Source organism: Streptomyces sp. NPDC022910, assembly GCF_055561075.1.
Genome location: NZ_JBVHHL010000017.1, coordinates 106,137 through 127,041 on the forward strand (window position 1 = coordinate 106,137; position 20,905 = coordinate 127,041).

Here is a 20,905-nt window from a genome sequence, read left to right on the forward strand (position 1 = left end):
CTAGGTCACGGGATTCTTCGCCGTGACGGTGCGGTAGGCGATCTCGGCGAGTCGTGCCTGACCGTTCCTGCTCGGGTGGAACCAGTCCCACTGGCTCAACTGGTCGGTGCCGAAGCGGTAGTCGAAGACCGCGTTGCCGTCGAAGCGGCACCGCCGGTCCTTCGCGCACACCTCTTTCAGGACCCGGTTGTACGCCTCCACGCGGGCCTGCACCTTGTCGCGCCGCTGCGTGGCCGCCGCGTCCAGCGCGTCCGCGTCGCCCAGCATCGACGGGCAGACACCGAGCTTCCACACCTCCTTGCCGAGCGGGCTGGTGCGGCCCTGCGACCACAGCCGCTTCAGGTTCGGCACGCTGGAGACGTACACCTGTGTCCTGGGCAGCGACTCGCGCAGGGTGTCCATGGCCTCCTGGAACCCGGCGCGGAAGTCGGCCACCGAGGTCATCGCGGAGACGGAGGAGCGGCAGGCGTCGTTGGCCCCGGCCATCACCGTCACCAGATCCGGCCTCTGTTGCGCCGCCTGGGCCATCTGTCCGGCCAGGTCGGACATCCGGGCCCCGGTCACCGCGTAGTTCCAGCTGTTGAGCGCGGCCCCGGTCACCCCGAGCAGCCGCACGGCGAGGCTGTCGACCTCGGCGTCGCTCCCCGTCGCCCACGACACCTCGGGGCAGTCGGACAGCACGGTGCACGCGTCGAAGCCGCGCGTGATGGAGTCGCCGACCGCGGCGATCGAGCCGGGGGAAGGGTCCCAGAGCAGGGCCGGCTTCGGCGTCGGCTTCGACTTCGCCGTGGTGGCCTGCGGAGCGGCCTCGCCGCCACCGGAGGCGTCGCACCCGGCGAGTCCCAGGACGGCCGCCGCCGCGACCGCGACGACGGCCCGTGTGCGGTGGCTTCGCTTCCGCATCCCTGGCCCCTCCTTCGTTGTCCACGGTCGGTCGATCCGTGGACGCCCTCGTTCGGCAGCGCGTCGAACACGCTGGGTCAGCCGCGCGTCCCCTTGGGTGAAACCTCGGAGTTTACGGCCGTCCGGACCGACGGTACGTCACACTCCTTGCGCCGCCGCACGGTAGCCTCGCCCCGTGGCCGCCCTGCCACACCCGTTCCGTAAAGTTACAAGATGTCGCGGTCTGCCCGGAGGTTCAGGTGACGACACGTGGAGTCCTGTACGTGCACTCCGCGCCACGCGCACTGTGCCCGCACGTCGAGTGGGCAGTCGCGGGCGTGCTGGGCACGCGCGTCAACCTCGACTGGATCCGGCAGCCCGCCGCCCCGGGCACCTGGAGGTCCGAGTTCTCCTGGCAGGGCGAGGTCGGCACCGCCTCCAAGCTCGCCTCCGCCCTGCGCGGCTGGCAGCTGCTGCGTTTCGAGGTCACCGCGGAACCGTGCCCGACCGCCGAGGGCGAGCGCTACAGCTGCACCCCCGACCTCGGCATCTTCCATGCCGTCACCGGCATCCACGGCGACATCCTGATCCCCGAGGACCGGCTGCGCGCCGCCCTGGTGCGCTCCCAGCGCGGCGAGACGGACCTGGAGGCCGAACTCGCCAAACTGCTGGGTAAGCCGTGGGACGACGAGCTGGAACCGTTTCGGTACGCGGGCGAGGGCGCGCCGGTGAGGTGGCTGCACCAGGTCGTCTGAAGAGCACGCGACGACCGCTGAAGAGCACCCGACGACGGCTGGAGGGCCCCCACCGAACGGTGGGGGCCCTCCAGCCGTGTGACGGAGACGGCCGACGTCAGACCGTGCGGAACGCCAGGACGACGTTGTGGCCGCCGAAGCCGAACGAGTCGTTCAGCGCGGCGATACGGCCCTCGACCGGCAGCTTGCGGGCCTCGCCGCGGACGACGTCCGCGTTGGCCTCGGCCTCAGGGTCGATGTTGTCGACGTTGATCGTCGGCGGGGCGAGGCGGTGGTACAGCGCGAGCACGGTCGCCACCGACTCCACGCCGCCCGCGCCACCGAGCAGGTGACCGGTCATCGACTTGGTCGCGGAGACCGCGATGTGGTCCGCGTCGTCGCCGAAGACCTTGCGCAGCGCCTTCAGCTCGGCCACGTCACCCGCCGGCGTGGAGGTGGCGTGTGCGTTCACGTGCATGACCTCGGACGGGTCCAGATCGGTGTTGTCGAGCAGGTTCTGCAGGGCGTGCGAGATGCCGCGGCCCTCGGGCTCCGGCTGGACGATGTCGTGGCCGTCGGCCGAGATGCCCTGGCCGACCGCCTCGGCGTAGACACGGGCGCCGCGCGCCGCGGCGTGCTCGGCCGACTCCAGGACCAGGACGCCCGCGCCCTCGCCGAGGACGAAACCGTCGCGGTCGACGTCGTAGGGACGCGAGGCACCCTGCGGGTCGTCGTTGTTCTTGGACATCGCCATCATGTTGCCGAACGCGGCGATCGGCAGCGGGTGGATCGCCGCCTCCGTACCGCCGGCGACGACGACGTCGGCCCGGCCGGTGCGGATCATCTCGATGGCGTAGCCGATGGCCTCGGCGCCCGACGCACAGGCGGAGACCGGGGTGTGCACGCCCGCGCGGGCGCCCACGGCCAGGCCCACGTTGGCGGACGGGCCGTTCGGCATCAGCATGGGCACGGTGTGCGGGGAGACACGGCGGACGCCCTTCTCCCGCAGCACGTCGTACTGTTCGAGGAGGGTCGTCACGCCGCCGATGCCGGAGGCGATGACCGCGCCGAGACGGTCGGGGTCGACATGCGCGTCCTCGCCCGCCTTGTCGGTGAAACCGGCGTCGGCCCAGGCCTCCTTGGCGGCGATCAGCGCGAACTGCGCGGAGCGGTCCAGACGGCGGGCCTGGGGCCGCGGGATGACCTCGGACGGCTCCACGGCGATCTGCGCGGCGATGCGGACCGCCTGCTCGGCTGCCCACTCCTGCTCGAGGGGGCCGACACCGGACTTGCCGGCGATCAGGCCCTCCCAGGTAGAGGCCGCGTCGCCACCCAGCGGTGTGGTTGCGCCGATACCGGTGACGACCACGGTGCGATTGGTCGAGCTCACGGGAATTCTTTCTCCAACGGATACGAGGATTCAGCGGCGCCACCGCCGGGTGGCGTGGCGACGGCCCGAAAGCCGGGCCACCGGCCCGGCGTTGGGCTGTCTGCCCAGGTGATCGGTTGATCAGGCCTGGTGCTTGAGGATGTACTCGGCAGCGTCACCGACGGTCTTGAGGTTCTTGACGTCGTCGTCCGGGATCTTCACGTCGAAGCGCTCCTCGGCGGCGACGACGACCTCGACCATGGACAGCGAGTCGACGTCCAGGTCGTCGGTGAAGGACTTGTCCAGCTGGACGTCCTCGGTGGGGATCCCGGCGATCTCGTTCACGATCTCGGCGAGACCGGCGACGATCTCTTCCTGAGTGGCGGCCATGTGAGGCGCTCCTTCGTAGATATCCAGAGGGTGTGGCGCCCGCCGCGTCAGCGGCAGGTGTCTGCAGTTCCCGTACCGGACCGCATGATCCGGCACGGAGTGCCTAGGGGAGGGTAACGACCGTCGCGGCGTACACGAGACCCGCCCCGAAGCCGATGACGAGCGCGGTGTCGCCGCTCTTCGCCTCGCCGGTCGCCAGGAGCCGCTCCATCGCGAGCGGGATCGAGGCGGCCGAGGTGTTGCCGGTGGTGCGCACGTCGCGGGCGACCGTGACGTGCTCCGGCAGCTTGAGAGTCTTCACCATCGAGTCGATGATCCGCACGTTCGCCTGGTGCGGGATGAAGACGTCCAGGTCGTTCGCGGTGATCCCGGCCGCGTCCAGCGCCTGCTGGGCGACCTTCGCCATCTCGAACACGGCCCAGCGGAACACCGCTTGGCCCTCCTGGGTGATCGCGGGGAACTTGACGTTGCCCTCGCTGTCGACCGGGAGCTTTGAGACATCGCCGAGCCTGAACTCGTTCCACGGCACGGTCTGCTTGATCGTCTCGGACTTGTCGCCCTCCGAGCCCCACACGGTCGGGCCGATGTGCGGCTCCTGGGACGGGCCCACGACGACCGCGCCCGCACCGTCGCCGAACAGGAAGGCGGTGGCCCGGTCCTCCAGGTCCGTCAGGTCCGAGAGGCGCTCCACGCCGATGACGAGGACGTACTCCGCGGACCCCTCGACGATCATGCCCTTGGCGAGCGTGAGGCCGTAGCCGAAGCCCGCGCAGCCGGCCGAGATGTCGAACGCGGCGGCCTTGTCCGTACCGAGCTTGTCGGCGATCTCGGTGGCGACGGCCGGGGTCTGGCTGAAGTGCGAGACGGTGGAGACGATGACCGCGCCGATCTGCTCGGCGGTGATCCCGGCGTCGGCGATCGCCTTGCCGGACGCCTCGATGGACATCGCGGCGACGGTCTCCTCTTCGTTGGCCCAGTGCCGGGTCTCGATGCCGGAGCGGGAGCGGATCCACTCGTCGGAGGAGTCGATCTTCTCCAGGATCACGTCGTTGGGCACCACCCGGACCGGGCGGTAGCCGCCGACGCCGAGGATGCGCGCGTACGGAGCGCCCTTCCGTGCCTTGATCTTCGACATGCTCTCGGGCTCCTAATCAGGCGCTGTGCTCGGCGATGAGATCGCGAGCCGCGTCGAGGTCGTCAGGGGTCTTCAGGGCCAGGGTCGCGACGCCGGGCAGCGCTCGCTTGGCGATGCCGGTCAGGGTGCCGCCGGGGCACACCTCGATCAGCGCGGTCGTGCCCAGCTTCTCGAAGGTCTCCATGCACAGGTCCCAGCGGACCGGGTTGGCGACCTGGCCGACCAGGCGCTGCAGCACCTCGGCGCCGGTCTCGACGGCCTGCCCGTCCTTGTTCGAGACGTACGTGACCTTCGGCTCCGCGGGCGTCAGCGCCTCGGCGGCCTGCGAGAGGGCGTCGACCGCGGGGGCCATGTGGTGGGTGTGGAAAGCGCCCGCCACCTTCAACGGGACGACACGGCGCACGCCTTCGGGCTTGTCCGCCTCCAGGGCGGCGAGCTGCTCCAGGGTGCCGGCCGCGACGATCTGCCCTGCGCCGTTCACGTTCGCCGGGGTCAGACCCAGCCTCTCCAGGTGCGGGATCGTCGTCGTGGGGTCGCCGCCGAGCAGCGCCGACATGCCCGTGGGCGTGATGGCGGCGGCCTCGGCCATCGCCAGGCCCCGTCGGCGGACGAGCGTCAGTGCGCCCGCGTCGTCCAGTACGCCCGCGAAGGCGGCCGCGGTGATCTCGCCGACGCTGTGACCGGCGACGGCCCCGGGGAGGATGTCACCCAGTGCCGCCGCGGACAGCAGGCCGGCGGCGACCAGCAGCGGCTGGGCCACAGCGGTGTCCCTGATGGCGTCGGCGTCGGCCTGGGTGCCGTAATGGGCGAGGTCGAGCCCGATGGCCTCCGACCAGGCGGCGATGCGGTCGGCGGCGCCGGGAAGGTCGAGCCAAGGAGTCAGGAAGCCGGGCGTCTGGGCGCCCTGGCCGGGAGCGACGAGTACGAGCACTCTCACACTCTCTCTTGGGGACGGCCAGCGCCGCCCGTGGGGACAGGGACGAAGAACAGCAAGGGGTTTTGTGGGCCCCCGACAAAAGACTAGGTCTGAGGATCTCCGTCGGTCAGCCGCCCCAGGATCAGTGCGATCCGCAACGTGAACGCGGAGCGTACATCAGAGGGCGACCAGCCGGTGACGTCAGTCACACGTCGGAGCCGGTAGCGCACGGTGTTCGGGTGAACGAAGAGCATCCGGGCCGCACCCTCGAGACTGGACGCCTGCTCCAGATACACGCTGAGGGTCTCAAGGAGCGCCGAGCCGGCCTCCTCGAGCGGTCTGTAGATCTCCTCCACCAGTTGCTCGCGCGCGCTCGGGTCACCGGCGATCGCGCGCTCTGGGAGCAGATCCTCCGCCAGTACCGGGCGCGGTGCGTCCTGCCAGGCAGAACATGCCTTCAGGCCCGCGGCGGCGGCCTGCGCGGAGCGGGTCGCGGCGAGCAGATCGGGCACGACGGATCCGGCGACGACGGGTCCGGCCGCGAACGGCCCGATCAGCGACTTGGCGACGGCGAGCGGGTTGTCGCTGCCCCCTGCGATCACCACGAGTCGGTCCCCGAGCACACCCGTGAGGACCTGGAGCTTGGCGTGCCGGGCGGCCCGCCGGATGGCCTCGACCGTCAACTCGCTGTCACCGTCGGGCGCCGTACCCAGCACCACACACACATGTTCGGGCGAGTTCCAGCCGAGCGCCGCGGCCCGGCTGACGGCTCCCTCGTCGGCCTCCCCGCTGAGCACGGCGTTGACGACGAGTGACTCGAGCCGGGCGTCCCAGGCGCCGCGCGCCTCGGCGGCCTGCGCGTAGACCTGGGCGGTGGCGAAGGCGATCTCACGGGCGTACACGAGGAGTGCCTCGCGCAGCACGGACTCGTCACCGGGAGCGGCCACCTCGTCGATGGCGGACTCCATGACCTCGATGGTCGTCCGCACCATCTCCACGGTCTGGCGCAGGGTGATGGCGCGCGTCAGTTCGCGCGGGGCGGTGCCGAAGACATCGGTGGAGATGGCCTGGGGCGCGTCGGGGTGCCGGAACCACTCGGTGAAGGCGGCGATGCCCGCCTGGGCCACCAGACCGATCCAGGAGCGGTTCTCCGGGGGCATGGCCCGGTACCACGGCAGTGTCTCGTCCATGCGCGCGATGGCCTGCGCGGCGAGGCTTCCGGAGGACTTCTCCAGCCGCTTCAGCGTCGCGGCGTGCGGATGGACGGAGTGCACTGCGTGTCCGGTGTGGCTGGCTTCGGGTTGGGGCACGGGGACAAGACTGCCTTATCGGGCCGGGACCGTGTGGTGGGGGTCCCGGAGGGAGGGGACCACGGGGCTACCGTGGGGGCTGTGATGGACGTACGGCGCGCCGGTGAGCGCTACCGCGGAGGGGACCCGGCCGCAGGGATCGAGTCCCTGCACGCCTTCAGCTTCGGCCCGCACTACGACCCGGACCACCTTCGTTTCGGCGCCGTCATCGCGTGCAACGAGGAGCGGCTCGCACCCGGCGCGGGCTTCGACGAGCACCCGCACAGCCACACGGAGATCGTCACGTGGGTGGTGGAGGGCGAGCTGACCCACCGTGACTCGACGGGCCGCACATCGGTGATCCGCCCCGGCGACGTCCAGCGCCTGAGCGCGGCGGGCGGCGTCCGCCACGTGGAGCGCAACGACGCCGACGTCCCGCTGGTCTTCGTCCAGATGTGGCTGGCCCCCCTGGAACCGGGCGGTGACCCCGCGTACGAGGTGGTCCACGGCATCGCGGACTCCACACCGTACGCGGTCCCGGAGGCCGGCGCGATGCTCCACGTACGCCGCCTGGGGGCGGGCGAACGCACAGCGGTGCCGGACGCGGCGTACGCGTACGTGCATGTGGTGCGCGGCGAAGTGCACGTGGACGGCGAGGAGTTGGGCCCGGGCGACGCGGCGCGGATCACGGGCGCGAAGGACCTGGAAGCGGTGGGTGTGACGGAGGCGGAGCTGCTGATGTGGGAGATGGCCTAACGCCCGCGGAGCTCCGCCAGCACCGCATCCGTGAACGGCGTCCACGCCTCGATCGCCCACGGCCCGAAAGCGCGGTCGGTCAGCGCCACGCAGGCCACCCCGGAGTCCGGGTCGATCCATACGAACGTCCCCGACTGGCCGAAGTGCCCGAATGTGCGCGGGGACGACGAAGTGCCCGTCCAGTGCGGCGACTTGGAGTCACGGATCTCGAAGCCGAGTCCCCAGTCGTTGGGGTTCTGGTGCCCGTACCCGGGCAGGACGCCTTTCGTGCCGGGGTACTGCACCGTCATCGCCTCCGCCACCGTCCGCGCGTCCAGCAGACGTGGCGCCTGCACCTCCGCCGCGAACCGCACGAGGTCGGCGGCCGTCGAGACGCCGTCCTTGGCCGGGGAGCCGTCGAGGCTCGTCGAGGCCATGCCCAGCGGCTCCAGGACCGCCTGCCGCGCGTACTCGAAGAACCGGATGTCCGTCGCCTTCGCCACATGGTCACCCAGCACCTCGAACCCGGCGTTCGAGTACAGCCGCCGCTCCCCGGGCGCCGACGTCACGCGGTGTTCGTCGTAGGCCAGTCCGGAGGTGTGCGCGAGCAGGTGACGGACCGTGGAGCCGGGCGGCCCGGCGGGCTCGTCCAGCTCGATCGCGCCCTCCTCGTACGCGACGAGCACCGCGTAGGCGGCGAGCGGCTTGGTGACCGAGGCCAGTGGGAAACGGTGGTCGACCGGACCGTGTGTGCCGAGCACGGTGCCGTCGGCGCGGACGACCGCCGCGGCGGCGGTGGGGACGGGCCAGTTCTCGATCAGCGCCAGACTTTGCAAGGACATGCTTCCGAGCCTAAGCGGCTCACAGCTGCAACCGCATCGAGGGGTCCGGCTTGCGGACGAAACCCAGGGACGCGTAGAGCGGCTCGGCCTCGGCGGACGCGTTCAGATCGACCTGCCGGACGTCCTGCTCTCGGAACCAGTCCAGCAACGTCTCCATGCAGGCGCGGGCGTGGCCGCGGCGGCGTGCGCCGGGATCGGTGGCGACACTGAAGACGTACCCCACCCGGCCGTGCGGGTTGCCCGCCCGCCCGATCCGGTATTCGATCGTCCCGGCCACCAGCGCCGCGAGCGCCCCCGGCCGCTGGGGATGGTCGATGACGAACGCCGCGAAAGCGCCCTCCGGGTCGGCGAGCCGGCGGCGTACGGTCGGCAGGGAATCCGCGTGCCACTGGGTGGCGGAATCGGTGGAGAAGACGGAATCCAGCATCACCTGGCGCAGTCGCAGCAGTTCTTCGGCGTCCTCGGGCACGGCCCGGCGTACGAGACTCATGAGACGCACGCTAGTCACGGCCGCCCGCTCGGGTCTCGCCATTTTCACCTGATTCCGCTTGCTTGGAGTGCACTCCAAGGTTTTAGCGTTGGGGTCATGACGGTGATGGAGACCTTGGCCGAGGCGGCCGAAAACGGGACCGACGTCTGCTCCGTACCGCCCGAGCGGCACCCTCGGCCCGACGGGCAGGACAGTTACACCATCAGCGAGGTCGTCGCCTTCACCGGCCTGACGGCGCACACCCTCCGCTGGTACGAGCGCATCGGGCTGATGCCCCACGTGGACCGTTCGCACACCGGCCAGCGCCGCTACTGCAACGCTGACCTGGACTGGCTCGACCTCGTCGGCAAGCTCCGGCTCACCGGTATGCCCGTCGCCGACATGGTGCGCTACGCGGAGCTGGTGCGCGCCGGGGACCATACGTACGCCGAACGCTATGAACTCCTGGAGGCGACCCGCACGGACGTACTCGCCCGGATCGCGGAGCTCCAGGACACGCTCGCGGTACTCAACCGCAAGATCGATTTCTATGGGGACGCCGGGCGCGCCCTGGCGTCGGAGAGGCCCCGATGACGGACAGCAGGATCGCGCAGGTGCAGCTCGGCGAGGGCGGCCCCGAGGTCGGGGTGCAGGGCCTCGGCTGCATGGGCATGAGCTGGGCGTACGGCCCCTCGGACGCCGGGGAGTCGCGCGCCACCCTGGAGCGGGCGCTGGAGCTGGGTGTCACGCTCTACGACACGGCGGACGCGTACGGCGCCGGGGAGAACGAGACGTTCCTGTCGTCTTTCTTCAAGGCGCACCGTGACGAGGTGGTCATCGCCACGAAGTTCGCGATCTCGTCGCCGCCGGACGCACCGTACAAGCGTGTCATCCGCAACGACCCGCCGTACATCCGCGACTGCATCGAGGCCAGCCTCAGGCGCCTGGACGTCGACGTGATCGACCTCTATTACATGCACCGCCGCGATGTGAACGTGCCGATCGAGGAGACCGTCGGCGCCATGGCGGAGCTGGTGGGCGAGGGCAAGGTCAAGCACCTCGGGCTGAGCGAGGTGACGGCCGGTGAACTGCGCGCGGCCCAGGCCGTCCACCCGATCGCCGCGGTGCAGTCGGAATGGTCGCTTTTCAGCCGGGACATCGAGGCACACGTGGTGCCGGCCGCCAAGGATCTCGGCGTGGCCCTGGTGCCGTACTCACCGCTCGGCCGCGGCTTTCTCACCGGCTCCTTCTCCAACGCCGACACCGATCTCACGGACCAGGACTTCCGCCGTACGATGCCCCGCTTCACGGGCGAGAACGCGGCCGCCAACGTGGCGCTCCTGGAGCCGATCCGTGCCGTCGCCGAGGCGCACGGGGCCTCGCCTGCGCAGATCGCGCTGGCCTGGGTCCAGCAGCAGGCCACGGTGCACGGTCTGCCGGTCGTCCCGATCCCGGGCACGACCAAGCGCTCGCGCGTCGAGGAGAACGTGGCGGCCACACACATCGTCCTGACCGCCGACGACCTGGCCCTGCTGGAACCGATCGCCGCCAGGGTGGCGGGCGACCGCTATCCCGACATGACGTTCGCGTCGGCGGGACGGGAGTAACTCCTAGAGCTCCGCCAGCAACTCCGCCTTCTTCCTGGAGAACTCCTCGTCCGTGACGAGGCCCGCCTCGTGCAGCTCCCCGAGATGCCGGATCCGCTCGGCGATGTCGGCGGGGTCCCGGCGGGCCTCGGGCACCACGGCCGGGGAGGGTCCCGCCGCCCGCACAGCGTCCAGCACCGCGGCGGCGAACGGCAACGACTCGTGCACGGGCCCGTAGCCCAGACCGAAGACGACGGCGGCCGGGTCCTGATCCGGCTGCGCCGACCGCGGGGCCGTCGGCTCGCGCCGCAGCAGCCGCAGATGGCCTTCGAAGACCTCGGGGGAGCGCCACTCGACCCCACTGAGGCCGGTGACCGGGAAACTCTGGTCGCCGGCCTTCCACTTGGCGGACGACGCGCCCGTCCAGAACCAGCGGAAGGACACCGCCTTACCGTCGAAGGACGCCTTTCCGTCGTACGCCTTGAACTGCAGCGGCGCCTCGGGTGGATCGACCAGGAATCGCTCGGCGGGGGCCTCGTCGGCGGTGAGCAGCGAGCTCAGCTCCTGCGCGTAGTACTCGGCGAGGGCCTCGCGCTCGGCGGGCAGGACCAGCCGGTAGGGGTCGGTCGCCTCCTTGAGCTGCCCGGCCGCCGCCTCCATCAGGGGGTCGGCGCCGGGCCTCGGCACCGCGTGCAGTACAACGGTCCCGCGTTTCCCCGGAGTCAGCGTCACCCCCGCGATCGCTTCCAGAGGGATACGTCGTTCGCCGAGCGTCTGGAACAGCTTCGGCGTACGAATTCCCCGTTCGAAGCGGATGAGCACGGAGTCGGACTCGAACTCCCAGGCGGCATGAAATCCGGCCAGTACGTCACCCATGCGGCTCATCGTATGCGGCATGCTCTCCTCCGTCGCCTCCCCCGGCAGACCGCAATTCCTGTTTTTCTACGCGCGTCCGGCCGACGCCGTGCCGGACAAACCCGCCCGGCAGGCGTCATCGTGACGGACGCAGTCCACCGCGCGGTACACACCGACGCCGATCGCGGCGAAGTTGCGCAGGCTGTCGGTGCCCGGCGCGAAGTAACCGGCGTGGCCCTTCGCTCCCTGCGCGGACAGCACCCTCGCCCCGAAGGCGCGGGAGACCGGGTCGGCGCCGTGGCCGAGGCCACCGACCTCCAGGTACGGGACGTCCTGGATCCAGTCGTCGGCATCCCGCATGGCCCACACCCGTGCGGTGGTGTGCAGCCCGGCGGCCGACGTGGTGCGCATGCCGGGGCTGCCCGCCACCGCTATGTCGGACACCCGCGACGGCAGTGTGCGCGCGGCGACCCCGCACACCACCGAGCCGTAGCTGTGGCAGTACAGCTGGACCGGGGAGCGGCCAGGGAGGGCGCGGACGAGGGCGTTCAGCCGGACGGCGCCGTCCTCGGCGCGCATGGCGGTCGCCGCCTCCATACCCAGTCCGCCGGGCGAGGTGTAGTCGGCCCAGGCGATCACGGCCGTACGCGTGAGGGGGCTTGCCGCGCGCTCGGCCGAATACAGCGACTTGGCCATGCCGACCGGTGCCGAGTACGGGCGGAAGGTGCGCTGGAAGGTGAGCAGGTCGGTGTCGACGCCGGGGACGACGACCGAGATCCGCTGGGCCCTGTCCAGATTCCCGAAGACCTCGGCGATGCGGCCCGAGCCCTCCGGGTCGAAGGCGAGGATCTGCCGGCCCTTTCGCATCAGCGCCTCGAAGCGGTGCATGAGCCGGCCCGCCTCCTGCTGGCCGACGGGCGACAGCCGGTCGTCGTGCATCCGGGCGCGCTCGACCTTGCGCTGCTGGTCGAGCGCGATGCGGTTGGCCGCGTAGCGCAGCCGTACGGGCGCCCCGTTCATGTTGCCGACCGCGAGCGGATAGTGGTGGACGAGCCGGGAGCGCTGGTGGGCGCTGAGCGTGGCGAAGAAATGCGCGAGCCGGGCGGGCGAGGCGTCGGGGTCCGGCAGTTTGCGTCCGGCGATCGTGCCGTGCTCCCACGCGGAACGCGACGCCTGGAGGGGCGTGGCGGGACGGTGGCTGCGCACTGCGGTCCAGCCGGTCGTCGCCAGCATCACGAAGACCACGCCCAGCGCGAGCAGTGCGCGCCAGACGTTGAGTTGCGGGGAGGTGTCGAAGGAAGTCACTGGAAGGACACACTAGGAGAACGAGAGTGTCTCGCGTTAACCGAGTGATGCGTCTCACGTTTCCGGGGCGCCAATTACGGCAAAAGGGATGTCTCTTACACCCGATCGTCACGGTAAGTCGATGAGGCGCACGTCACTTGACACTCCGGGTCACCGCAGCTTCACCCCGTCGGCCGTGTCCGGCCCTCCGTGCATCGGTAATTCACTTGACGCGTACCGGATCAACACGGAGTCAGTCGGCGCGCCACTTCTCCGCCAACGCGGGGCGCACGGCGTCGAGATACGAGGCCGTCATCTCCTGCATCGCGGCCACGCTGACGTCCTCGTCCGCGCTCCACAGTCGTTCCGTCACGCGCATCACCCCGCCGAACACGGCCACCGCGACACGCGGGCGCGGGTCCGTGTCCACGTCGAGCCCCTCGCGCTCGGCGATCACGCGGGCGATCTCCTCCTCCAGCTCCGCCGAACGGCGCAGATGGGCGGCGAGCAGGGCCGGAGTCGACTCGATCAACCGGTAGCTACGGAGGTGGAGTTCGACCGGGATGATCCGCTCGATGGCCTCGCCGATGTCGTCCCAGCCCTCCAGGACCGCCTGCCGCAGCGCCTCCAGCGGCGCCTCGCGGCCCGGCCGCGCGCGCACCGCGTCGACGAAGTGCGAGGCGGCGACGGAATGGGCGAAGAAGACGGCCTCCTCCTTGCCGGCGAAGTACCGGAAGAAGGTGCGCTGCGACACGTCCACGGCGTCGGCGATTTCATCGACAGTCGTCCGCTCGTACCCCTGGGTGAGGAACAGCTCCAGGGCGGCGCGCAGCAGCGCGTCCCGGGTGCGCTGCTTCTTTCGCTCACGCAACCCCGGGCGCGGCGCCGACGCCGTCTCCATATGTCCTCTTTCCGTTCGTCTCACCGGTTCAGCCTATGGATGAGTGGCGTGACAGTTACCGACTTGTGAATTGGTTTGTCAATTGTCAGTGCCTGTCACTAGCCTCCACCGTATGACTAGTCAGACCACCGTCGACGCGACGGAACCGGGGGACAAGACGGCCGCCGCGCCGACGGCTCCGGTGGATCGGATGCCGGAGCGCGGGCTGCGCGGCCACCCGTGGTTCACCCTCATCACCGTGGCCGTCGGCGTCATGATGGTGGCCCTCGACGGCACCATCGTGGCCATCGCCAACCCGGCCATCCAGAAAGATCTCGGCGCGAGCTTCGCCGACGTCCAGTGGATCACCAACGGCTACTTCCTCGCCCTCGCGGTCACGCTGATCACCGCGGGCAAGCTCGGCGACCGCTTCGGGCACCGGCAGACCTTCCTGATCGGTGTGGTGGGCTTCGCTGCCGCTTCCGGCGCCATCGGTCTGTCCGACAGCATCGCCCTCGTCGTGACCTTCCGCGTCTTCCAGGGCCTGTTCGGCGCGCTGCTGATGCCGGCCGCGCTCGGCCTGCTCCGGGCCACCTTCCCCGCCGAGAAGCTGAACATGGCGATCGGCATCTGGGGCATGGTCATCGGCGCCTCCACCGCGGGCGGCCCGATCCTCGGCGGTCTGCTCGTCCAGCACGTCAGCTGGCAGTCGGTCTTCTTCATCAACCTGCCGGTCGGCGCGCTCGCGCTCGTCCTCGGTCTGCTGATCCTCACCGACCACCGTGCGAAGAACGCGCCGCGCTCCTTCGACCTGCTCGGCATCGGGCTGCTGTCGGGCGCGATGTTCTGTCTGGTCTGGGCGCTCATCAAGGCGCCGGCCTGGGGCTGGGGCGACGGCAAGACCTGGCTGTTCATCGGCGCGTCCGTGCTGGGCTTCGCGTTCTTCTCCTTCTGGGAGACGAAGGTGAAGGAGCCGCTGGTCCCGCTGGGGCTGTTCCGCTCGGTGCCGCTGGCGGCGGGCGTCGTCCTGATGGTCCTCATGGCGATCGCCTTCATGGGCGGCCTGTTCTTCGTCACCTTCTACCTGCAGAACGTGCACGGCATGAGCCCGGTCGACGCGGGCCTGCACCTCCTGCCGCTGACCGGCATGATGATCGTCGGGTCCCCGCTCGCGGGCGCGGCGATCACCAAGCTGGGCCCGCGCATCCCGTTGGCGGGCGGTATGGCGGCGACCGCGATCGCCATGTTCGGGATGTCGACGCTGAAGGCCGGCACCGGCAGCGGTGTCATGTCGATCTGGTTCGCGCTGCTCGGACTCGGCCTCGCGCCCGTCATGGTCGGCGCCACGGAGGTCATCGTCGGCAACGCGCCCATGGAGCTCTCCGGTGTCGCCGGCGGCCTGCAGCAGGCCGCGATGCAGATCGGCGGCAGCCTCGGCACCGCGGTGCTGGGAGCCGTGATGGCCTCCAAGGTCGACAACGACCTCGCGGGCAACTGGGCCGACGCCAAGCTGCCGCCGCTGACCGGAGCCCAGCTCGGGCAGGCCTCCGAGGCGGTGCAGGTGGGCGTGGCTCCGGTGTCTCCGGACACCCCGGCCGCGATCGCCCAGAAGATCACTGTTGTCGCTCACGACACGTTCATCTCCGGTATGAGCCTGGCCTGCCTCGTCGCAGCGGGAGTCGCGGGGGTCGCGGTGCTGGTCGCGCTGCTCACCAAGCGGGGCGAGAACGCGGAGGCGGGCGCGGGGGCCGCGCACATCTGACGCAGACCGGGGCGAGTTCGCCTATCTGGGTGAAGGCGCTCAAGATCCCTCCCGTCCGGCAGGGTCGCAGGTCACAGTGGGTCACGTCCTCCGCACGACAGGGCGGTACGACCCGGAGGACGGCCGGGCTGCTGCGCGCTGCCGGAGGGGGGCAGCGCGCAGGCAGGACTCGGTACGGAAAACGGGGGTACCCGCACATCAAGCCCGAACTGACGACAGAGTTCAGGGAGTTGATGATGGCGGGCTTCGGAAACGGCACGCGCAGGTACCCCCGCTCACGGGGCCGGATGTGGTCCCGGACCGGGCCGGATCGCGCGACGCTCGGAATCGTCGGAGTCGTCTGCGCGATCGCGGGCTTCTTCGTCCTCGGCATCATCCTGGGCCCCGTCGCAGTGGTCTGCGGCTGGCTGGCCATGGGCCGCAGCTGGGCGGGCACCCGCCCGGTCCCGGCCGTGGTCGCCCTGGCCCTGGGAGCGATCGACACGCTCCTGGCGCTCATCTGGCCGGCCGGTATGGCAACCCCCGGGAACGGACCGTTCTGACCCGCGGGGAGTGAGGGACGGGTCCGGGTTACGGCCTCGGGCCCGCCTCCTCATGGGCCTGTGGATGCGGCACGGACCTCCCCGACAAGGCGGCCACCTCGGCCCGAAGAGCCCGTACCTCCTCCGCCAGCGCCTTGATCGCCGCCGTCTGCCGCCGTTCCTCCACGTCGTCCTTCTCGAACCGTGCGATGAACCACGCGGCGATGTTCGCGGTCACCACACCGAGCAGCGCGATACCCGAGAGCATCAGCCCCACGGCGATCATCCGCCCGAGCCCCGTGGTCGGCGCGTGATCCCCGTATCCCACGGTCGTCATCGTCGTGAAGGCCCACCACACCGCGTCGCCCAGCGTCCTGATGTTCCCGTTCGGCGACTCCCGCTCCACCGAGAGCACGGCCAGCGATCCGAACATCAGCAGCCCGACGACCGCACCGCCGACATACGTCGTCAGCCGGATCTGCGAGGCCATCCGGGCCCGCCGCCCCACCAGCATGAGCGTCGACACCAGTCGCAGCAGCCGCAGCGGCTGGAGGACCGGCAGCACGACCGCGCACAGGTCCAGCCAGTGGGTGCGGACGAACTCCTTGCGGCGCGGGGCGATCGTCAGTCGCACGAGATAGTCGGCGGCGAACGCGCCCCACACCACCCATTCGGTCGCCGTGCACGCGGCCGCCAGGGACATACTCGCCGAGCTGTCCACGATGGGCACGGCGTAGGCGACGGCGAACGCCACGGCGAGCGCCATCAGGGGCCGTTGGGTGCGCTGCTCCCAACGGGCTTGCGCCGATTGTTCCTGCATGCCCGCATCGTAAAGAACGCCCCGAGGGAAAACACGAAAGGGCGGTGGAGCCCGAAGCTCCACCGCCCTCGGCCGTCCGGCGACCGCGCTACGCGTCGCCACCCGCGGCGCCCGGGTCCGCCGCCGTCACATCGAGCAGCTGGTGGCGGTCGATCGCCTGCTTCAGTACGGAGCGGTCGACCTTGCCCTCCTTGGCCAGCTCGGCGAGCACCGCGACCACGATCGACTGCGCGTCGATGTGGAAGAAGCGCCGGGCCGCGCCCCGCGTGTCCGCGAAGCCGAAGCCGTCCGCGCCCAGGGACTGATACGTCCCCGGCACCCAGCGCGCGATCTGGTCCGGAACCGACCGCATCCAGTCGGACACGGCCACGAACGGACCCTCGGCACTGCTCAGCTTGTGCGTCACGTACGGAACGCGCTGCTCCTCCTCGGGGTGCAGCAGGTTGTGCTGCTCGCAGTCCACGGCCTCGCGCCGCAGTTCGTTCCAGGAGGTCGCCGACCAGACGTCGGCCCGTACGTTCCACTCCTCGGCGAGGATCCTCTGCGCCTCGAGCGCCCACGGCACGGCGACGCCGGAGGCCATGATCTGCGCCGGAACGGTGCCCGACGTGCCCTCGGCGATGCGGTGGATGCCCTTGAGGATGCCCTCGGCGTCCACGTTCGGCGGCTCTGCCGGCTGCTGGATCGGCTCGTTGTAGACGGTGAGGTAGTAGAAGACGTCCTCCCCGTGCGGATGCTCGGCCGAGGAGCCGTACATCCGGCGCAGGCCGTCCTGCACGATGTGCGCGATCTCGTACGCGTAGGCCGGGTCGTACGCCACGCACGCCGGGTTGGTCGAGGCCAGCAGCTGCGAGTGGCCGTCCGCGTGCTGCAGGCCCTCACCGGTCAGGGTCGTACGGCCGGCGGTCGCGCCAAGGGCGAAGCCACGCGAGAGCTGGTCGGCCATCTGCCAGAACTGGTCACCGGTGCGCTGGAAACCGAACATCGAGTAGAAGACGTACACCGGGATCAGCGGCTCGCCGTGGGTGGCGTAGGCCGAACCCGCCGCGATCAGCGACGCCGTACAGCCCGCCTCGGAGATGCCGTCGTGCAGCATCTGGCCGGTCGGCGATTCCTTGTAGGCGAGCAGCAGGTCCCGGTCGACCGCCTCGTACTGCTGGCCGAGCGGGTTGTAGATCTTCGCGCTCGGGAAGAACGAGTCCATGCCGAAGGTGCGGTACTCGTCGGGGGCGATCAGCACGAACCGCCTGCCGATCTCCTTGTCCCGCATGAGGTCCTTCAGCAGCCTTACGAACGCCATGGTGGTGGCGATGGACTGCTGACCGGATCCCTTCTTCACACCCGCGTACGTCTTGTCGTCCGGCAGCTGCAGCGGCTTGGAACGCACGACGCGCGTGGGGACGTACCCGCCGAGCGACTTGCGCCGGTCGTGCATGTACTGCAGCTCCTCCGAGTCCCGGCCCGGGTGGTAGTACGGCGGCAGGCCGGACTCCAGGTCCTTGTCGGAGATCGGCAGGTGCAGGCGGTCCCGGAAGTGCTTGAGGTCGGTGACCGTCAGCTTCTTCATCTGGTGCGTGGCGTTGCGGCCCTCGAAGTTCGGACCCAGGGTCCAGCCCTTGATGGTCTTGGCCAGGATCACCGTCGGCTGGCCCTTGTGCTCCTTGGCCGCCTTGAACGCCGCGTAGATCTTGCGGTGGTCGTGACCGCCGCGACCCAGGTGCAGGATCTGGTCGTCGGTCATGTTCTCGACCATCGCGCGCAGCCGGTGGTCGTCGCCGAAGAAGTGGTCGCGGATGTAGGCGCCGGACTCGGTCGCATACGTCTGGAACTGGCCGTCCGGCGTCGTGTTCATCTTGTTGACCAGGATCCCGTCCCGGTCCTGCGCCAGCAGCGGGTCCCAGGTGCGGTCCCAGATCAGCTTGATGACGTTCCAGCCGGCGCCCCGGAAGACCGACTCCAGCTCCTGGATGATCTTGCCGTTGCCGCGCACCGGGCCGTCCAGGCGCTGCAGGTTGCAGTTGACGACGAAGGTCAGGTTGTCCAGGCCCTCGCGGGCCGCGATCGTCAGCTGGCCCAGCGACTCGGGCTCGTCCATCTCACCGTCGCCGAGGAACGCCCACACGTGCGACCTGGAGGTGTCCGCGATGTCGCGCGCGTGCATGTAGCGGTTCATGCGGGCCTGGTAGATCGCGCCGATCGGGCCGAGGCCCATGGAGACGGTCGGGAACTCCCAGAAGTCCGGCATCGAGCGCGGGTGCGGATAGCTGGAGAGGCCGTACGGGGTCTTCGACTTCTCCTGGCGGAACCCGTCCAGGTGACGCTCGGAGAGCCGGTCGAGGAGGTACGCGCGTGCGTAGATGCCCGGGGAGGCGTGGCCCTGGAAGAAGACCTGGTCGCCGCCGTCGCCCTCGTCCTTGCCGCGGAAGAAGTGGTTGAAGCCCACGTCGTACAGCGATGCGGAGGAGGCGAAGGTGGCGATGTGGCCGCCGACCCCGATGCCGGGACGCTGGGCTCGGGAGACCATGACGGCGGCGTTCCAGCGGGTGGCGTTGAGGATCTTGCGCTCGATCTCCTCGTTGCCGGGGAAGAACGGCTCGCTCTTGGTGGGGATGGTGTTGACGTAGTCCGTGCTGCGCATCTCGGGCACGGCCACGCGCTTCTCGCGGGCCCGCTCGATCAGACGGAGCATCAGGTAGCGGGCCCGCTCGCGGCCGCGCTCGTCCACAGCGGCGTCGAGGGAGTCGAGCCACTCCTGGGTTTCTTCGGGATCGAAGTCAGGAACCTGACTCGGAAGGCCGCCAATGATGATCGGATTGCGATCGGATCCGGAAGCCACGCTGTTCCTTACCTGTCAGAGGGCCACTGTTATCCATGTGCCTGCACCGATCCCCATCGTGTACCTCGGGGAAGCGAAACGTCATCTCTACCCCGAGGTAACCACGGCCCCGGACCGGTCTTCACGGGGCGGGCCTGATCAAAACGCAACGATACGCCCAGGCCGTGACGCGCCCCGCAAAGTCATTCGACTCTCGTACCCGCGGAGGATTCCGGAATGCGCAAACCGGGCAGAACGGTGTGGTGTAGATCACCCCGGAGCGCGATACCGTGCCTGGAGTTGCGGCGACACGGCCAGGATCGTCACCGTTTCGGCGGTCTGAACCGCCGGGTACTTGCGCGATCCGCCCCGCCCGTGTGGACTACGGCCAATGCTTCGCGTACGCGCGTTGCTGAGATACTCACCAAGACATGATCAGGAGGCAAGCCGTGAGCGCGACCGCGGACCACGCGGAGGAGCGGACGAACCCTGCCGCGAGGCTGGGGTTCCAGCCCGAGCAGGTGGTCCAGGAGATCGGCTTCGACGACGACGTCGACCAGGAGCTCCGCGAGTCCATTGAGGAAGTCATCGGCAGCGAACTCGTGGACGAGGACTACGACGACGTCGCCGATGCCGTGGTGCTGTGGTTCCGCGACGAGGACGGCGACCTGACGGATGTGCTGGTGGACGCCACCACGTACATCGAAGAAGGCGGCTCGATCCTGCTCCTCACGCCGAAGACCGGCCGTACGGGCTACGTGGAGCCGAGCGACATCTCTGAAGCCGCGACGACGGCGGGTCTGTCGGCGTCCAAGAGCGTCAGCGTGGGCAAGGACTGGAGCGGGTCCCGGCTGGTGACGCCGAAGGCGGCCAAGTCCAAGCGGTGACGCTCCGCGGGGTGGCCGTCCGACTCGGCGGTGCCCTTGGCCGGGGTGGCCGTACTGGGGGCTTCCCCCAGACCCCCGTATCGATCGCCGGACGGGCTGACATGCTCAGCCCGTCCGTCGGCCTGCGGTGATCGCTGCGTAGGGTGGTGCCCACCCGAACAGCCCCACCGGAAGGGATGCAGGCCCATGGCGATCCAGGTCGGCGACAAGGCCCCCGACTTCGAGCTCAAGGACAACCACGGCAGGCCCGTGAAGCTCTCGGACTTCCACGGTCACAAGAACGTGGTGCTGCTCTTCTACCCGTTCGCCTTCACGGGTGTGTGCACGGGCGAGCTGTGCGCGCTGCGGGACAACCTGCCGAAGTTCGTCAACGACGACACGCAGCTGCTCGCCGTCTCCAACGACTCCATCCACACCCTGCGCGTCTTCGCCGAGCAGGAGGGTCTGGAGTACCCCCTGCTGTCCGACTTCTGGCCGCACGGCAACACTTCACGCGCCTACGGCGTCTTCGACGAGGAGAAGGGTTGCGCGGTGCGCGGGACCTTCATCATCGACAGGGAGGGCGTGGTGCGGTGGACCGTCGTCAACGACCTGCCGGACGCGCGTGACCTGAACGAGTACGTGAAGGCGCTCGACACCCTGTAATTCTCGGGTTCCAAGGCCTGCGGGGTGCGGGAACCCGTCACTAGGATCGACTCGTTGATCCGATGCCAACGCACGACGGGGCTCCCCGC

At 69.9% G+C, this 20,905-nt stretch carries 21 protein-coding genes; 8 read left to right on the forward strand and 13 right to left on the reverse strand.

Translation table 11 applies throughout. The features are described 5' to 3' along the window. Positions 1 to 903 carry an SGNH/GDSL hydrolase family protein gene (locus ACZ3TS_RS18620; protein ID WP_467619068.1) on the reverse strand — a complete coding sequence of 301 codons (903 nt, stop codon included), beginning with the start codon at positions 901 to 903 and terminating at the stop codon, positions 1 to 3. Positions 904 to 1,142: 239 nt separating this feature from the next. Here ACZ3TS_RS18620 and ACZ3TS_RS18625 point away from each other — a divergent pair, with 239 nt between their 5' ends. After that, positions 1,143 to 1,637, forward strand: coding sequence for a DUF3145 domain-containing protein (locus ACZ3TS_RS18625; protein ID WP_467619069.1), 495 nt, complete (start codon positions 1,143 to 1,145; stop codon positions 1,635 to 1,637). Between the two features lie 97 nt (positions 1,638 to 1,734). On the opposite strand, the gene fabF is transcribed toward ACZ3TS_RS18625, so the two are convergent. The 5 genes from fabF to ACZ3TS_RS18650 form a co-directional block, all read right to left on the reverse strand. Beyond that, the gene (gene fabF / locus ACZ3TS_RS18630; RefSeq protein ID WP_467619071.1) at positions 1,735 to 3,006 is read right to left on the reverse strand and encodes a beta-ketoacyl-ACP synthase II; all 1,272 of its coding nucleotides are present in this window, start codon (positions 3,004 to 3,006) and stop codon (positions 1,735 to 1,737) included. A 120-nt stretch (positions 3,007 to 3,126) separates the two neighbouring features. Further along, a complete protein-coding gene (locus ACZ3TS_RS18635; RefSeq protein WP_043440034.1) occupies positions 3,127 to 3,375 on the reverse strand; it encodes an acyl carrier protein in 249 nt (82 codons plus the stop codon). Positions 3,376 to 3,478: 103 nt separating this feature from the next. Then, the gene (locus ACZ3TS_RS18640) at positions 3,479 to 4,510 is read right to left on the reverse strand and encodes a beta-ketoacyl-ACP synthase 3 (protein ID WP_467619074.1); all 1,032 of its coding nucleotides are present in this window, start codon (positions 4,508 to 4,510) and stop codon (positions 3,479 to 3,481) included. 16 nt (positions 4,511 to 4,526) lie between these two features. Continuing rightward, complete coding sequence (locus ACZ3TS_RS18645; protein WP_467619076.1) at positions 4,527 to 5,441, reverse strand: ACP S-malonyltransferase; 915 nt, start codon at positions 5,439 to 5,441, stop codon at positions 4,527 to 4,529. Positions 5,442 to 5,530: 89 nt separating this feature from the next. Then, positions 5,531 to 6,736, reverse strand: coding sequence for a PucR family transcriptional regulator (locus ACZ3TS_RS18650; protein ID WP_467619078.1), 1,206 nt, complete (start codon positions 6,734 to 6,736; stop codon positions 5,531 to 5,533). A gap of 81 nt (positions 6,737 to 6,817) precedes the next feature. Between ACZ3TS_RS18650 and ACZ3TS_RS18655 the strand changes: the two genes are divergently transcribed. Further along, positions 6,818 to 7,471, forward strand: coding sequence for a pirin family protein (locus ACZ3TS_RS18655; RefSeq protein WP_467619080.1), 654 nt, complete (start codon positions 6,818 to 6,820; stop codon positions 7,469 to 7,471). On the opposite strand, the gene ACZ3TS_RS18660 is transcribed toward ACZ3TS_RS18655, so the two are convergent. Both ACZ3TS_RS18660 and ACZ3TS_RS18665 read right to left on the reverse strand, forming a co-directional pair. Next, the gene (locus ACZ3TS_RS18660; RefSeq protein WP_467619082.1) at positions 7,468 to 8,292 is read right to left on the reverse strand and encodes a serine hydrolase domain-containing protein; all 825 of its coding nucleotides are present in this window, start codon (positions 8,290 to 8,292) and stop codon (positions 7,468 to 7,470) included. The two genes, ACZ3TS_RS18655 and ACZ3TS_RS18660, sit on opposite strands and share 4 nt — an antisense overlap. Positions 8,293 to 8,311: 19 nt before the next feature. Next, on the reverse strand, positions 8,312 to 8,782 hold the full coding sequence (locus ACZ3TS_RS18665) for a GNAT family N-acetyltransferase (protein WP_467619084.1): 471 nt from the start codon (positions 8,780 to 8,782) through the stop codon (positions 8,312 to 8,314). A gap of 96 nt (positions 8,783 to 8,878) precedes the next feature. Here ACZ3TS_RS18665 and ACZ3TS_RS18670 point away from each other — a divergent pair, with 96 nt between their 5' ends. After that, entirely contained in the window at positions 8,879 to 9,355 is a 477-nt protein-coding gene (locus tag ACZ3TS_RS18670) for a MerR family transcriptional regulator (RefSeq protein WP_467619086.1), read from the forward strand. Further along, positions 9,352 to 10,368 carry an aldo/keto reductase gene (locus tag ACZ3TS_RS18675; RefSeq protein WP_467619089.1) on the forward strand — a complete coding sequence of 339 codons (1,017 nt, stop codon included), beginning with the start codon at positions 9,352 to 9,354 and terminating at the stop codon, positions 10,366 to 10,368. Before ACZ3TS_RS18670 ends, ACZ3TS_RS18675 begins: the two co-directional genes overlap by 4 nt. 3 nt (positions 10,369 to 10,371) lie before the next feature. Here the strand turns inward: ACZ3TS_RS18675 and ACZ3TS_RS18680 are convergent, their stop codons facing one another. From ACZ3TS_RS18680 to ACZ3TS_RS18690, 3 genes are all read right to left on the reverse strand, one after another. Further along, positions 10,372 to 11,223: a DUF4429 domain-containing protein gene (locus ACZ3TS_RS18680; RefSeq protein ID WP_467619091.1), complete on the reverse strand. Its 852-nt coding sequence runs from the start codon at positions 11,221 to 11,223 to the stop codon at positions 10,372 to 10,374. A gap of 66 nt (positions 11,224 to 11,289) precedes the next feature. After that, positions 11,290 to 12,507 (reverse strand): alpha/beta hydrolase, encoded by a 1,218-nt coding sequence (locus ACZ3TS_RS18685; protein ID WP_467619092.1) that lies wholly within the window; start codon positions 12,505 to 12,507, stop codon positions 11,290 to 11,292. Between the two features lie 232 nt (positions 12,508 to 12,739). After that, complete coding sequence (locus tag ACZ3TS_RS18690; RefSeq protein ID WP_467619094.1) at positions 12,740 to 13,387, reverse strand: TetR family transcriptional regulator; 648 nt, start codon at positions 13,385 to 13,387, stop codon at positions 12,740 to 12,742. A 190-nt stretch (positions 13,388 to 13,577) separates the two neighbouring features. Between ACZ3TS_RS18690 and ACZ3TS_RS18695 the strand changes: the two genes are divergently transcribed. Continuing rightward, the gene (locus tag ACZ3TS_RS18695; protein WP_467619135.1) at positions 13,578 to 15,128 is read left to right on the forward strand and encodes an MFS transporter; all 1,551 of its coding nucleotides are present in this window, start codon (positions 13,578 to 13,580) and stop codon (positions 15,126 to 15,128) included. Positions 15,129 to 15,361: 233 nt separating this feature from the next. Further along, the gene (locus ACZ3TS_RS18700; RefSeq protein WP_467619096.1) at positions 15,362 to 15,670 is read left to right on the forward strand and encodes a small hydrophobic protein; all 309 of its coding nucleotides are present in this window, start codon (positions 15,362 to 15,364) and stop codon (positions 15,668 to 15,670) included. Positions 15,671 to 15,698: 28 nt separating this feature from the next. Here ACZ3TS_RS18700 and ACZ3TS_RS18705 read toward each other — a convergent pair whose 3' ends face one another. Both ACZ3TS_RS18705 and aceE read right to left on the reverse strand, forming a co-directional pair. Next, positions 15,699 to 16,469, reverse strand: a complete 771-nt coding sequence (locus ACZ3TS_RS18705) for a potassium channel family protein (RefSeq protein WP_467619099.1) — start codon at positions 16,467 to 16,469, stop codon at positions 15,699 to 15,701. 88 nt (positions 16,470 to 16,557) lie between these two features. After that, on the reverse strand, positions 16,558 to 19,305 hold the full coding sequence (gene aceE / locus ACZ3TS_RS18710) for a pyruvate dehydrogenase (acetyl-transferring), homodimeric type (RefSeq protein ID WP_467619101.1): 2,748 nt from the start codon (positions 19,303 to 19,305) through the stop codon (positions 16,558 to 16,560). 428 nt (positions 19,306 to 19,733) lie between these two features. On the opposite strand from aceE, the gene ACZ3TS_RS18715 reads away from it, so the two are divergent. Both ACZ3TS_RS18715 and ACZ3TS_RS18720 read left to right on the forward strand, forming a co-directional pair. Beyond that, positions 19,734 to 20,171, forward strand: a complete 438-nt coding sequence (locus tag ACZ3TS_RS18715) for a DUF3052 domain-containing protein (protein ID WP_467619104.1) — start codon at positions 19,734 to 19,736, stop codon at positions 20,169 to 20,171. A 186-nt stretch (positions 20,172 to 20,357) separates the two neighbouring features. Beyond that, positions 20,358 to 20,816, forward strand: a complete 459-nt coding sequence (locus tag ACZ3TS_RS18720) for a peroxiredoxin (protein ID WP_467619105.1) — start codon at positions 20,358 to 20,360, stop codon at positions 20,814 to 20,816. The last annotated feature ends 89 nt before the right edge of the window (positions 20,817 to 20,905 follow it).